This window comes from Mammaliicoccus sp. L-M44 (assembly GCF_022386355.1).
GTDB classification, from domain to species: domain Bacteria; phylum Bacillota; class Bacilli; order Staphylococcales; family Staphylococcaceae; genus Mammaliicoccus; species Mammaliicoccus sciuri_A.
On the sequence record NZ_JAJNIU010000005.1, the window covers coordinates 1 to 14,610 of the forward strand.

The 14,610-nt window shown below is 34.7% G+C and carries 14 protein-coding genes and 1 rRNA gene; 6 read left to right on the plus strand and 9 right to left on the minus strand.

Features of this window, described 5'->3' with window-relative positions; translation table 11 throughout:
- A 5S ribosomal RNA gene (gene rrf, locus LQ611_RS03780) occupies window positions 1-100 on the plus strand; the annotation flags it as partial.
- 208 nt (window positions 101-308) lie between these two features.
- Here rrf and ilvA read toward each other — a convergent pair.
- The 9 genes from ilvA to ilvD are packed head-to-tail and all read right to left on the minus strand — an operon-like array spanning window position 309 to window position 11,096.
- Window positions 309-1,574: a threonine ammonia-lyase IlvA gene (ilvA, locus tag LQ611_RS03785; RefSeq protein ID WP_107590635.1), complete on the minus strand. Its 1,266-nt coding sequence runs from the start codon at window positions 1,572-1,574 to the stop codon at window positions 309-311.
- Window positions 1,575-1,588: 14 nt separating this feature from the next.
- Entirely contained in the window at window positions 1,589-2,158 is a 570-nt protein-coding gene (gene leuD / locus LQ611_RS03790; protein ID WP_107590634.1) for a 3-isopropylmalate dehydratase small subunit, read from the minus strand.
- Window positions 2,159-3,532 (minus strand): 3-isopropylmalate dehydratase large subunit, encoded by a 1,374-nt coding sequence (gene leuC / locus LQ611_RS03795; protein WP_037589613.1) that lies wholly within the window; start codon window positions 3,530-3,532, stop codon window positions 2,159-2,161.
- A gap of 15 nt (window positions 3,533-3,547) precedes the next feature.
- Window positions 3,548-4,588, minus strand: a complete 1,041-nt coding sequence (gene leuB / locus LQ611_RS03800) for a 3-isopropylmalate dehydrogenase (protein WP_107565881.1) — start codon at window positions 4,586-4,588, stop codon at window positions 3,548-3,550.
- A complete protein-coding gene (locus LQ611_RS03805; RefSeq protein ID WP_103361617.1) occupies window positions 4,585-6,117 on the minus strand; it encodes a 2-isopropylmalate synthase in 1,533 nt (510 codons plus the stop codon). The genes leuB and LQ611_RS03805 overlap by 4 nt, the downstream gene beginning before the upstream one ends.
- Before the next feature lie 29 nt (window positions 6,118-6,146).
- Window positions 6,147-7,154, minus strand: coding sequence for a ketol-acid reductoisomerase (ilvC, locus tag LQ611_RS03810; protein WP_025905047.1), 1,008 nt, complete (start codon window positions 7,152-7,154; stop codon window positions 6,147-6,149).
- 34 nt (window positions 7,155-7,188) lie between these two features.
- Window positions 7,189-7,662 carry an acetolactate synthase small subunit gene (gene ilvN / locus LQ611_RS03815; RefSeq protein WP_025905048.1) on the minus strand — a complete coding sequence of 158 codons (474 nt, stop codon included), beginning with the start codon at window positions 7,660-7,662 and terminating at the stop codon, window positions 7,189-7,191.
- Complete coding sequence (ilvB, locus tag LQ611_RS03820; RefSeq protein ID WP_103361616.1) at window positions 7,662-9,395, minus strand: biosynthetic-type acetolactate synthase large subunit; 1,734 nt, start codon at window positions 9,393-9,395, stop codon at window positions 7,662-7,664. Before ilvB ends, ilvN begins: the two co-directional genes overlap by 1 nt.
- 12 nt (window positions 9,396-9,407) lie before the next feature.
- Window positions 9,408-11,096, minus strand: a complete 1,689-nt coding sequence (gene ilvD / locus LQ611_RS03825) for a dihydroxy-acid dehydratase (protein ID WP_025905050.1) — start codon at window positions 11,094-11,096, stop codon at window positions 9,408-9,410.
- 448 nt (window positions 11,097-11,544) lie between these two features.
- On the opposite strand from ilvD, the gene tsaE reads away from it, so the two are divergent.
- The 5 genes from tsaE to LQ611_RS03850 all read left to right on the plus strand — a co-directional run bounded on the left by tsaE (window position 11,545) and on the right by LQ611_RS03850 (window position 14,600).
- Window positions 11,545-12,003, plus strand: coding sequence for a tRNA (adenosine(37)-N6)-threonylcarbamoyltransferase complex ATPase subunit type 1 TsaE (gene tsaE, locus LQ611_RS03830; RefSeq protein WP_025905051.1), 459 nt, complete (start codon window positions 11,545-11,547; stop codon window positions 12,001-12,003).
- Window positions 11,984-12,649: a tRNA (adenosine(37)-N6)-threonylcarbamoyltransferase complex dimerization subunit type 1 TsaB gene (gene tsaB / locus LQ611_RS03835; RefSeq protein ID WP_103361621.1), complete on the plus strand. Its 666-nt coding sequence runs from the start codon at window positions 11,984-11,986 to the stop codon at window positions 12,647-12,649. The genes tsaE and tsaB overlap by 20 nt, the downstream gene beginning before the upstream one ends.
- Window positions 12,622-13,089, plus strand: a complete 468-nt coding sequence (gene rimI, locus LQ611_RS03840) for a ribosomal protein S18-alanine N-acetyltransferase (protein WP_049320460.1) — start codon at window positions 12,622-12,624, stop codon at window positions 13,087-13,089. The genes tsaB and rimI overlap by 28 nt, the downstream gene beginning before the upstream one ends.
- Entirely contained in the window at window positions 13,082-14,095 is a 1,014-nt protein-coding gene (gene tsaD / locus LQ611_RS03845; RefSeq protein ID WP_107590632.1) for a tRNA (adenosine(37)-N6)-threonylcarbamoyltransferase complex transferase subunit TsaD, read from the plus strand. Before rimI ends, tsaD begins: the two co-directional genes overlap by 8 nt.
- A gap of 76 nt (window positions 14,096-14,171) precedes the next feature.
- On the plus strand, window positions 14,172-14,600 hold the full coding sequence (locus LQ611_RS03850) for a VOC family protein (protein ID WP_048540591.1): 429 nt from the start codon (window positions 14,172-14,174) through the stop codon (window positions 14,598-14,600).
- Window positions 14,601-14,610: the final 10 nt, after the last annotated feature.

Here is a 14,610-nt window from a genome sequence, read left to right on the forward strand (position 1 = left end):
AAAGAGGTCACACCTGTTCCCATGCCGAACACAGAAGTTAAGCTCTTTAGCGCCGATGGTAGTTGGGCTTACGTTCCGCGAGAGTAGGACGTTGCCGGGCAAATGTTTATAAATGGATGCGATGAGCCGCACTTGAGACCTGTTAGGTCTCTTTTTTTATGTTTAAATTTAGTTGAAATAAAGTAGAAGATAAAGGGCATGTATACAGTACATAATAAATAAAGATATAACAGGGTTTATATCAAAAAAACATCTCATTTCTTTCTGTAATAAACAGAGAAATGAGATGTTTTAATTTGGTTACGTACTTATATTAGCAATGAATAAAGCATTTTATTCTTATTAATATAGATGTATTTAGGATCAAATTCGCTAACGTTCTTATAAAGTTGGTCTAAATCGTTATGATCTTTAAGTTGAATACCTATAATAACAGAACCAGTATTTTGGCTCGATTTTTTTAAGTATTCAAATTTTGTTATATCATCATTTGGTCCAAGTACTTCGTTAACAAATTCTCTTAATGCCCCTGGTCTTTGTGGGAAGTTAACAATAAAGTAATGTTTCATATCTTCAAATAAAAGTGAGCGTTCCTCAATTTCTTTCATTCGGTTAATATCATTGTTACCACCACTGACAATACAAATAACATTTTTACCTTTAATTTCATTTTTATAATGATTAAGTGCAGTGACACTTAAAGCGCCAGCTGGTTCTGCAATAATAGCTTGTTTAGAGTACATATCTAGGATTGAACTACATACTTCACCTTCATCTACAGCAACAAAGTCATCAACAACATTTTTTGAAATTTCGAATGTTAATTGTCCAACTTTCCCTACTGAAGCGCCATCTACAAATTTATCGATATCCGTTAATGTAACAATTTTATTAGCTTTAACAGATTGAGCCATACTACTTGCTCCAAGTGGTTCTACACCAATGACTTGTGTAGTAGGCATTGTATCTTTAAGATAAGTGCCTACTCCTGAAATTAAGCCACCGCCACCAATTGCAGCGAAGCAATAATCAAATTTGATATCTTCTTCTTCTGCATAATCTACTATTTCTTTAGCGATCGTACCTTGACCAGCAATTGTATTAATATTATCAAATGGATCAATAAAGTTTAATCCAAATTGTTCAGTATAATCTAACGCATGTTTTAAGCAATCATCAAAAGTATCGCCAATTAATTCTATTTGTACAAATTCACCACCGAAAAATTTAACTTGATTAATTTTTTGAGCTGGTGTTGTTACTGGCATAAATATAACAGCTTTGATTTCGAGTTGTTTAGCCGTGAATGCGATACCTTGTGCATGATTACCTGCGCTCGCACAACTAACGCCATTTGCTCGTTCTTCGTCTGTTAACTGATTAATTGCATAGTACGCACCTCTTAATTTAAAGGAACGTACCCATTGCAAATCTTCTCTTTTTAAATATACATTACAGTCAAACTTCTGTGATAAATACATATCTTTTTCTAATGGTGTTTGTTTTACTGTATCTTTTAATTTTAAAAATGCTTCTTCTATATCTTCAGCACTTAAACGTGTTTTTAAGGTCATTCTACCACTCCCAATTAGTTGTGCATTTTTTCATATTGGTTGATCTGTTCTTCATAAGTTAATGTAATAGCAATATCATCTAAACCATTAACCAATTTATTCTTCCATGTCGCATCTATATCAAAATGATATTTTGCTTCAGGTGTAATAATAAGTTGGTTAGGTAAATCAATCGTTATTTCACTATGGTGCGCTATTGCTTCTCTGTCTTCTTTATTTTCAATTACAATAGGTAACATACCATTTTTAGTACAGTTCATATAAAATATATCACTAAAACTACCTGCTATAATGATTAAGAATCCAAAGTCTTTTAATGCCCAAGCTGCGTGTTCTCTTGATGAGCCACAACCAAAATTATCACCTGAAATGAGTATGCTTGCACCTTTGTATTCTGGTTTATTTAAGTTGAAATCTGGATTATCAGAGCCATCTTCTAAATAACGCCATTCGTCGAATAAGAAGGGGCCAAAACCAGTTTTAGAAATTCTTTTCAAAAAAGCTTTTGGAATGATTTGATCCGTATCAATATTATCATTGAGTAGGGGAACTGTTTTACCATTAAAAATATTAATTGGTTCCATTTAAATGACCACCTTTCTAGTATCTACAAATCTTCCGTTAATAGCTGCTGCTGCTGCCATTGCAGGAGATACAAGATGCGTTCTTGCGCCTTTACCTTGACGACCTTCAAAGTTACGGTTACTTGTTGAAGCACAGTGAACACCGTTAGGAACTTGGTCAGGGTTCATTCCTAGACACATTGAACATCCAGGTTCACGCCAATCAAATCCTGCTTCTTTGAAAATTTTATCTAGACCAAGCGCTTCTGCTTGAAGTTTAACACTTCTAGATCCAGGAACGACTATTGCTGTAATATCTTGATGGACTTTATGACCATCTACAATTTTACTTGCTTCAATAAGATCTGAAAGTCTTGCATTTGTACAAGAACCAAGGAAAACATAACCTAGAGGAATATCTCTAGCAGTTTGACCTGGTTGAAGGCCCATGTAATTATAGGCTCTTTCATCATTTAAATCTTTAATTTCTGGGAATGGCGTATTAAAACTAACACCCATTTCAGGACTTGTACCCCAAGTTACTTGTGGTTCAAGATCACTTACGTCTACAGTAATTACTTTATCGTAAGTAGCATCTTCATCTGAATACAAAGTTTTCCAATCTTCAATAGCTGCTTCAAAGTTCTCTGGTTGATATTTACGTCCTCTTACATATTCAAAAGTTGTTTCATCTGGCTTCATCATGCCATATTTAGCACCAGCTTCGATTGCCATATTACAAATTGTCATTCGCTCATCCATTGTCATATTAGAAATAGCTTCACCAGCGAATTCTAAAGCGTAACCAGTACCAAAATCAACTCCGTGTTGATTGATTAAGTATAGGATAATATCTTTAGCATAAACACCAGTTGGCAATGTACCATCAACTTGAATTTTCAAGTTCTTTGGTTTAGTTTGCCATAGTGTTTGAGTTGCAAAAACATGTTCGACTTCACTTGTACCTATACCAAAAGCAATAGCTCCAAATGCACCATGCGTTGCAGTATGTGAATCTCCACATACGATAGTTTTACCTGGTTGTGTTAAACCTGTTTCTGGGCCAACCATATGCACGATACCTTGTTCATCTGAACCCATATCAAATAACTTTACACCAAATGCTTCACAGTTTTTTTGCAAAGCACTAATTTGTTTATTAGCAATTTCATCTCTAATATTGAATATATCAACTGTAGGTACATTATGATCCAATGTTCCAAACGTTCGATCGGGACGTCTTACTTTCCTATTTTGTAATCTTAAGCCTTCGAATGCTTGAGGAGATGTAACTTCATGAATAAGGTGTAAGTCGATGTATAATAATTGGGGTTCACCTTCTTTACCAGCTATTATATGTCGATTCCATACTTTATCAAATAATGTTTGAGACATGTCGTTTTCCTCCTTCTAAATATTATTTTTGATTGCTTCGAAGACTTCAGATGTACTGTTATTTCCACCTAAATCTTTAGTTGCAATACCTTTCTTGATTGTGCTAAATACGATATCTTCTAAATACTGAGCGCATTCAGGTTGATGTAAACTTTCTCTAATACACATTGCTAATGATAGTAACATACCACTTGGGTTTGCTTTATTTTGACCGGCTATATCAGGTGCAGAACCGTGTATTGGTTCATATAAACTTGGTCCATTCTCACCAAAACTTGCAGAAGGTGAAAGGCCAAGTGATCCTGGAATAACTGAAGCTTCATCACTAAGAATATCTCCAAATAAATTTTCAGTTACAATAACATCAAACTGTTTAGGATTTGTAATTAAATGCATGCTACATGCGTCTACTAAGAGATGATTTAGTGTAACATCTGGATATTCTTTAGAAACTTGTTCTAATGTTTGTCTCCAAAGTTTAGAAGAGCTTAGTACATTTTCTTTATCTACTGATGTAACGGTTTTATTTCGTTTAGTAGCTAGCTGAAATGCAACGTGTGCGATTCTTGTAATTTCTTCTTTAGTATATGCAAGTGTGTCAATTGCTTTTTCATAATCAAAATATTTTGGTTCTCCAAAATATAAACCGCCTGTTAATTCACGTACAATTATAAAATCAGTACCTTTGACGAGTTCTTCTTTTAATGGTGATAAATGTGCAGTTGATTCAGTAACAATTGTTGGTCTAATGTTAGCAAATAATTTCAATGCTTTTCTAATACCTAATAGGCCGTGTTCTGGTCTATTTTTTGGATCAGTCCATTTAGGACCACCAACGGCTCCTAATAATATTGCATCACTGTTTTGACAAGCAGTTAGAGTTTCTGGAGGTAAAGGCTCGCCATGTTTATCGATGGCGATACCTCCAAAATCTTTAGTGTCTATTTCATAATCAAAATTAAATTTCTTTGATAATAATTCTAGTATTTCAATACTACCTTCTAAAATTTCTGGACCGATTCCATCACCGGGTAGGGCAGTGATTTTGTATGTCATGACTTTACGCCTTCTTTCAATTTGTTCTCACTGTGTTTAGCATGTGCTTCAACATATGCCTTACAAGAAGCATATAGGATATCGTAGTCAATACCGATACCTGTATATACTTCGTCTTCAAATTCTACTTGAACGTGTACTTCAGCTTGAGCATCCGTACCTTCTGTAATAGATTCAATTCGATATTGTTGTAATTCAGGTGTGTAATCAAAAATTCTATCAATTGCATTATAAATTGATGTAATTGAACCTGAACCAATAGATGAGTCTTTATAAGTATTTCCTTCTTTATCTTCAATAACGACAACAGCGCTTTGTAAGCCATTCGATACAAATTGAAGTTGAAGTGCATTTACTTTATAGTATGCATTTTCTTCATGTTCACTACCTTGAAGGATAGCGTGTATATCTCGATCAGTTACTTGTTTTTTCTTATCTGCGACTGATTTGAATTGTTTAAATACTTCCACTTGTTCATCTGGTGAGAGATTATATCCAAGTTCAACTAACTTTTCGCTAAATGCGTGTTTACCAGATAGTTTACCAAGTGGTAATGAATTTTTAACAACACCGACAAGTTGAGGTGTCATAATTTCATAAGTTTCTGGGTTTTTCAAAATACCATCTTGATGAATACCAGATTCATGACTGAAGGCATTTTGACCAACGATCGCTTTGTTTCTAGGGACTCGAAGACCTGAATATCTACTTACCATGTCACTTGTGTTTTTAGTTTCAGCTAGATTGATATTAGTAGATAGGTTGTAATGATCTTGTCTAACGTGTAGTGCAAGTGCAATTTCTTCAAGAGCAGTATTACCAGCACGTTCACCGATACCATTAATTGCACCTTCAACTCTTCGTGCACCATTTTCAAAAGCAGATAGGGCATTTGCTACAGCAAGACCTAAATCATCATGACAATGAGAACTATATATCACTTCATGATCACTTTTAATTGTTTCAATAAGTGTCTTAAAGATTTGACCATATTCTGTAGGATAAGAATAACCAACCGTATCTGGAATATTGATAATATCTGCACCAGCATCAACTGCTGTTTGCACTGCTTTAATTAAAAATGGTAAAGGTGTTCTTGTAGCATCTTCAGGTGAAAATTGAACTTTTTCAAATAATGTTTTTGCATAAGTTACATTTTCAGTAATAGATGCTAATACTTGTTCTTCAGTCATTTTCAATTTATATTCCAAGTGGATAGGGCTAGTTGCTAAGAAAACATGAATTTGTCTATGTTGTGCTTCTTTTGTTGATTCATGTACAGCATCGATATCTGACTTTTTACATCTAGCTAATCCGCAAACTGCAGTTGTTGTTAATGCTTTAGCAATACTTTCTACTGATTTAAAACTACCTTCACTAGAAGCGGGGAAGCCAGCTTCTATTACATCGACTCCCCATTTTTCTAGTTGTATAGCAATTTTGAGGCGTTCATCAAATGAAAAACTGACGCCTGGTGTTTGTTCTCCATCTCTAAGTGTTGTATCAAATATTTGAATATGGTCTGACATAATAATCCTCTCCTTAAATTCTAGTACTTTTATTTAGTTTGAATACTTTTAGCTTTAACGAATGGCATCATGTCACGTAATTCTCTACCTACTGATTCGATTTGATGTCCTTGTTGCTCTTTACGCATTCTTAGGAATTCTTCGAAGCCATTTTCGTTATCTTTAATGAAGCGATCACTGAAAGCTCCTGTTTGAATATCTTTAAGTACTTCTTTCATATTTTCTTTAACATCAGGTGTGATAACACGTTCACCAGATACATAATCTCCAAATTCTGCAGTGTTTGAAATAGAATAACGCATGTTTTCCATTCCGCCTTCATACATTAAATCAACGATTAATTTCATTTCATGTAATACTTCGAAGTAAGCAATTTCTGGTTGGTAGCCAGCTTCAACTAATGTTTCGAAACCAGATTGGATAAGTTTCGTTACACCACCACAAAGTACTGCTTGTTCACCGAATAAATCAGTTTCAGTTTCTTCTTCAAAGCTTGTACCAATAACACCAGCTCTAGTAGCACCGATACCTTTTGCATAACTTAATGCTAATTGAGTTGCTTTGCCTGTAGCATCTTGATATACAGCGTATAGTGCAGGTACAGCACTTCCTTCAGTAAATGTACGTCTAACTAGGTGACCTGGTCCTTTTGGTGCAACTAAGAATACATCTACGTTTGCTGGTGGTTGAATAACTTTAAAGTGAATATTAAATCCATGAGCAAATACTAAAGCATTTCCTTCATCTAAGTTAGGTTCAATTTCTTCTTTATAAACTTGTCCTTGAATTTCATCTGGTAATAGAATCATTACAACGTCAGATTGTTTTACAGCTTCATCTACTGGATATACTTCAAAACCATCTTCTTTAGCTTGATCAAATGATTTACCTGGACGAATACCAATTACAACATCATAACCGTTATCTTTTAAGTTCTGTGCATGTGCATGTCCTTGTGAACCATATCCAACTACTGCGATTTTCTTACCTTGTAATGCGTCCTCTGTTACCGTGTTGTCATAAAATACTTTAGTCATAATAAATGCCTCCATTAATTTGTTTTATTTTGTATTATAGTAATCCTGCAGAACCTGTTCGTGACACTTGTGTCACAGGATATATTTTTAAATCATCCAATAGATTTTCTATTGTTTGATGGGTTCCAATTGCTTGAATATAAATATAATCTTCTAAATCTTTTAAAATGGTTAATTGACCTTCATAAGGCTTAATGATTTTTTCGAACGTTTGATAATCGTCAGGATGTCCTAACTTGATTAAAATAAGTTCTCTATTAAATAGGTTGTTATCTGTAATATCTAGGGCAGATATTACATTTACTTGCTTTTCTAACTGCTTAATAATTGTTTCTGTACTACTTTCATCTGAAACATCCACAATAAATGTAATATTTGTGATGCCCTCTGTTTCAGTAGGCGTTGCAGAAAGAGAAACAATGTTGTATTGTCTCCTTACAAAAATGCTTGTAAGTCGGTTGAGTGTACCCGCTCTATCGAGTACTTGAGTCTTAATTGTTCTTTTCATTATTCAACGCCCTCCATTTTGTAGTTTGGTTGTCCACTTGGAACCATTGGAAGTACTGGTTCAGAAGGGGAAATTCTAATTTCGATTAAGGCTGGGCCTTTATGAGCGAATGCTTCATCAAGTGTAGATTCTAATTTGTCGTTAGAATCGATCATGAAACCTTTAACACCATAGCTTTCAGAAAGCTTCATAAAGTCAGGCTGCCCAGCAAATACTGAATGAGAAAAACGTTGGCTATAAAATTTATCTTGCCATTGTTTAACCATACCTAAAGCACCATTGTTGATTAATACGATTTTGATGTCATTATCAAATTCATTTAAAATGGCCATTTCTTGGTTAGTCATTTGGAAACCACCGTCACCAACAAAGGCAACAACTGTCTTGTCAGGGTGTGCAAACTTGGCACCCATAGCAGCTGGAATACCGAAGCCCATTGTTCCTAAACCACCGCTTGTAATAATTTGACCATGTGTTTTAAATGGATAATATTGTGCAACCCACATTTGATGTTGACCTACGTCAGTTGCAACAAGTGCATCTCCGTTTGTAATCTTTCCGATATACTCAATTGCTTGTTGAGGCTTAATGAAGTCATCAGTTGGTTTGTCGTATCTAAATGGATATGTTGCTTTATTTGATAGACAATGTTCATACCATTCATGATGGATAAGCTCATGAGAATCATATTCTAATAGTGCTTCTAATGTTTGTTTTGCATCGGCAATAATACCTAAATCTGTAGGAATGATTTTGTTAATTTCACATGGATCGATATCTACATGAATAACTTTAGCGTCTTTTGCGAATTCATCTGGGTTACTTGCTAGACGATCATCAAATCGACTTCCAAAGTTAATTAACAAATCACATTCTGTTAATGCCATGTTACTTGCATATGATCCATGCATACCGCCCATACCTAAGAATAATGGGTCAGAGTAGGGGATAGAACCTAATCCAAGCAAAGTGTTTACAACAGGAATTTTGTATTTATTAGCAAATGCTGTAAGTTCCTTTGAAGCTTCAGCGTGGTTAACACCAGCCCCAGCAAGGATAATTGGTTTCTTAGCTAAACGAATCATTTGGATAACTTGTTCAATCTCTTTATCTTCTGGCGTTAAGTTAATATGATATCCAGGTAAATTAAGCTCTCTTGGAGAAACTTCAACTGTTTCTAGAACACCGATATCTTTAGGAAAATCGATTACAACTGGCCCTTTACGACCAGTTGAAGCAATATGAAATGCTTCATCAATAATCTTTGGAATATCTTTTACATCTGTAATTTGATAATTATGCTTTGTAATAGGTGTTGTCATAGAGAGTAAATCCGCTTCTTGGAAAGCATCTTTACCAATACCTGGTCTGTGAACTTGTCCAGTCAGTACAACTAGTGGAATTGAATCACTCATAGCATCAGCTATTCCAGTAATTGTATTAGTTGCGCCAGGTCCACTTGTAACGACTACAACACCAGGTTTACCTGTAACTCTTGCATATCCTTCAGCTGCGTGAACTGCACCTTGCTCGTGTCTCGTAAGAATATGAGGCACTTTACCTTCATAAAAGGCATCATATAAAGGCAAGACAGCACCGCCAGGATATCCAAAGATGTAATCGACTTCTTGATCAATAAAGGATTGGACAAGTAATTCTGCCCCTGTGTAAGTTATTGTCTTTTCTTTAGTTGCTTCATCTGGTTCTTTGTATGATTTAGTAGTTAGTGCCATGCAAATCACTCCTTAAATTAGTTCGTCCGGTACTTTCAAGATGCCTCCTGTATTTGCACTTGTTACAAGGGCAGTGTATCTTGCAAGATAACCAGTCTTAACTTTAGCTTTAAATGGTTCAATGTTTTGTTTTCTAGCATGTAATTCTGCTTCAGAAACATTTACATCTAATGTACGATTCGTTAAATCGATGATGATTTCATCACCGTCTTGGATGAGTCCGATAGGTCCACCCGCGGCAGCTTCTGGTGAAATATGTCCGACAGCGATACCTCTTGTTGCACCAGAGAATCGACCATCTGTAATTAATGCAACATCTTTACCTAAACCTCTACCGACGATAGATGAAGTAGGTGCTAACATTTCTGGCATTCCAGGTCCACCTTTAGGGCCTTCATAACGAATGACAACAACGTGACCTTCTCTAACAGTATGGTTATCAATTGCTTCAACCGCTTCATCATGTGAACTAAAGCAAATCGCTTTACCAACAAATTTCTTGATTGATGGATCAACACCACCAACTTTAATAGCAGCACCATCTGGCGCGATATTTCCAAATAACATTGATAAGCCACCAGTTTCAGAGAATGGATTATCTCTTGTATGGATAACTTCTGTATTTTTAATTTCACGATGTTCGTTATTTTCTCTTAATGTTTTGCCTGTGACTGTAATACGGTCAGGATGTAAAACATTATCGAGTTTGAGTAATTCACCGATGATAGCTGGTACACCGCCTGCTTCATGTACATCATGCATTGAGTATGAAGAACTTGGTGCAATTTTAGATAGGTAAGGTGTACGTTTAGCTATTTCATTTACTCTATTTAAGTCATAATCGATACCAGCTTCATTTGCTAAAGCTAAAGTATGAAGGACTGTATTTGTAGAACCACCCATTGCCATATCTAAAGCAAATGCGTCATCAATTGCATCTTTAGTAATGATGTCTTTAGGTTTAATGTCTTTTTTAACTAAGTCCATTAGTTTAAAGGCTGCTTCTCTAATTAATTCTCTTCTTTCTTCTCCTACAGCAATAGCTGTTCCGTTATAAGGTAATGCTAATCCTAATACTTCCATTAAGCAGTTCATTGAATTTGCTGTAAACATGCCTGCACATGAACCACAAGTAGGGCATGCGTTCTTTTCCATATCTAAGAATTCTTCTTTCGTCATTGAACCACCTTTGAATGATCCAACTGCTTCAAACATCGAAGATAAAGTTAATGCTTTACCTGTTGCAGATAAACCAGCTTTCATTGGGCCACCTGAACAGAAGATAGCTGGTACGTTTGTTCTAACAGATGCTAGTAACATACCAGGTGTAATCTTGTCACAGTTTGGCATGTAGAATACGCCGTCAAACCAGTGTGCGTTAATAACAGTTTCAGCTGCGTCAGCAATAACTTCTCTACTTGGTAATGAGTAGCGCATCCCGATGTGACCCATTGCTATACCATCGTCAACACCGATTGTATTGAATTCAAATGGAATACCACCTGCTTCTCTAATCGCTTCTTTTGCGATATCCGCCAATTCCCTTAAATGAACATGTCCTGGGACAATATCAATGTAAGAATTGCAAATCGCAATAAATGGTTTATTCATATCCGTTGGGCTCTTGATTTGTCCTGTTGCATGTAATAGGCTTCTTGCAGGTGCTTGGTGATCACCTTTTTTGATCATGTCACTTCTCATAATTACACTCCTCTAGAAAAATAAAAAAGCAACGTCCCAATAAATATGGGACGTTGCTTCGAGTCCCATTCAAGTAGAAATAGGACTTAAACCATACAGTAAATTGAAACTTACTGTTGTTCGAGTCCTTCTAAGCGTAATAAAATCACTAATATGCTGTATTCGATTGTCGGTTTATTTGCCGTCATTGTGAATTTCATTACAACTCGTCCTTTCTTCTCAAATGTGAACCATATTTTTAGTTAAGATTTTTGAATAGTTAAAAAATTTATGTACTAAATTTAACGCATATCAGAATACATGTCAACAGAAGATTTAGATTTTTCTAAAAATTTAGATAATGAAAGCGTTTTATTGATAAATGAACCATTCATTACCCAATTAAATAAATATTTGTTATAATAGTTCAGTTAGTTTAAGTAAAGAAAAGGTAGGTGCCAAATTAGTGATTATTCAAGTTGACTCATTAGAAAAAACGCAGCAAATTGCTGAAAAATTAGCTCAAGTTGTAACTGAAAATGATATTATTTTGTTGAATGGAGATTTAGGAGCGGGTAAAACCACTTTTAGCCAATATTTCGGAAAGGCTTTAGGCGTTAAAAGAAACATTAATTCACCTACCTTTAATATAATAAAGTCCTATAAAGGGAGATTGCCTTTTCATCATATGGATTGTTATAGATTAGAAGATAGTGATGAAGATTTAGGATTTGATGAATACTTTAATGATAATGGTGTTACGATAATTGAATGGAGTGAATTCATTCAAGAATATTTACCTAAAGAGCGTTTAGAAATCAACATTAAGTATATTGACGCCGATAAAAGGGTGTTTGAAATAATTTCTAAAGGTGAACATTATAAACAGATAAAGGAAGTGCTAAATGATGACAACATTACTAATTGATACTTCTAATCAACCTTTAGCAGTAGCACTTGTTAAAGATGGAAATGTATTAATCAATTATCAGTCCAATATAAAGAAGAATCATTCATTACAATTAATGCCCGTTATTGAATCGTTAATGGATGAAGCGCAATTAACACCTCAATCATTGTCAGATATAGTCGTTGCCAATGGACCAGGTTCGTATACGGGGTTAAGAATTGGTATTACAACTGCAAAAACGATGGCATATACTTTGGATATTCCTTTATATGAAGTTTCATCTTTAAAGGCATTAGCAGCAACATATAACAACGAAAATGATCTTATTGTACCTTTATTTGATGCTAGAAGAGACCATGTATTTGCTGGTGTTTATCAATATAAGGATGATAAATTAGAAACAATCAAAGAAGATAGTTATATTTCTATTGAAGCATTGAATCAATTTTTAAAATCACAAAATCATCCATATATATTTATTGGTCACGATGTATTAAAGTTACAAGATAAGTTAGAAGGTAGAAGTCTTTCAAAATTACCTGATGCTTCAATAATGTATAACATTAAGGAACAACCGGTGTTAAATGTTCATGAACTAAAACCAAGATATCTAAAATTATCAGAGGCGGAACAAAATTGGAAAAACAATCAAACGAAGCATTAGAAATTAGAAAAATGTCAATTGAAGATGTCCCTCAAGTATACGAAATAGAAAATCATAGTTTTACGCAAAGTTCATGGTCTATTGACGCATTCTATCATGAGTTAGAGAAAAATGAATTTGCGCATTATTTTGTTGTATCTATAGGTGAAGAAATCATTGCATATTGTGGATTGTGGTTAGTTATTGATCAAGCACAAATTACGACAATATCTGTTGCCGAGCAATATAGAGGTAATGGAATAGGACAAATGTTATTAGAATATGCGATGACTTTTGCTAGTGCAACTTGTACAACGATGAGCTTAGAAGTAAGAGTGGATAATGAAGCGGCGAGACATGTTTATGAGAAAGCTGGCTTTACGTATGGTGGCGTTAGGAAAAATTATTATGGTGATGGAGAGGATGCTAAAGTGATGTGGGTGAGTCTAAAAAATGTCTGAATCAATTATATTAAGTATAGAAACAAGTTGTGATGAAACAGCAGCAAGTGTCATAAAAAACGGCAATGAAATTATCAGTAATGAAGTTGTAACACAAATGATGACACATAAAAAATTTGGCGGTGTAGTACCAGAAGTAGCGAGTCGTCAACACGTTGAAGTTATGACAACAGTGATTGATGAAGCTTTGAAAAATGCAAATATGCAAATGGATGACATTGATGCAATAGCTGTAACAGAAGGTCCAGGATTAATTGGTGCTTTACTTGTCGGTGTTGCAAGTGCTAAAGCTTTAGCATTTAGTCATCAAAAGCCACTTATTCCAGTTCATCATATTGCAGGGCATATTTATGCTAATCATCTCGTTAAACCATTAGAATTTCCTTTAATTGCATTAATAGTTTCTGGTGGACATACAGAACTGATTTACATGAAAAATCATTTAGATTTTGAAGTTATAGGTGAAACGCGTGATGATGCAGTCGGTGAAGCATATGACAAAGTTGCTAGAACAATAGATTTACCATATCCAGGAGGTCCTGAAGTTGATAGACTTGCACAAATCGGTCAAGATACTTTGAATTTCCCTAGAGTATGGTTAGAGAAAGACAGTTATGATTTCAGTTTCAGTGGGTTGAAAAGTGCGGTTATTAATACATTGCATAATAAAAAGCAAAAAAATGAAGAAATCATTAAAGAAGATGTTGCGACTAGTTTCCAAAATAGTGTTGTTGAAGTACTTGTCGGCAAAACAATGGCCGCAGTTAAAGACTATGATGTTCAACATTTAATTGTAGCTGGTGGTGTAGCTGCGAATAAAGGTTTGCGTCATGCACTTGAACAAGAATCAAACAAATTAGGAATAGATCTTAGTATTCCACCATTAAATTTATGTACAGATAATGCTGCCATGATAGGGTCAGTAGCTCATTTCTTATATGAAAATAACCGCTTTTCAAATATGAAATTAAACGGTAAAAGTTCTCTAGATATTGAAGCATTTTAATATACAATAATTTGTAATATTGCACTATAGACGTTATACTCAATATGATATAAAAAGATTGAGGAGTCGTTGTAAAGTGGAAGTGAATACTTATTTTAATTTTAAAAATAGTATTGAAGCATTAAAGTTCTACGAAGAAAAATTAGGTGCAACGGATATTATGAGAGTTCCGGGTAACCATGAGATGTTTAAAGATGCACCTGATGAATTTAAATTGCCCGAATCTTTTACAATGAACGCGAGCTTTAACTTATTAGGGAAGACATTTTTATGTAGTGACACTTGGCAAAATAAAGATATTAATAACGAAGGCGCTCAAGCATGTTTTCAGTTTAATTATAACGATGAAGAAGATAGAGCAGCTGTCATCGAATTGTTTAAGAAAGCAGAAGAAGCGGGTTGTAAAATTGATATGCCTTTAAACGAGGTAGAGTGGTCACCACTCTTTGGTTCATTCCAAGATCCATTTGGTGTAACTTGGATGGTAAATGCATATACAGAATAGGATAAAAGGA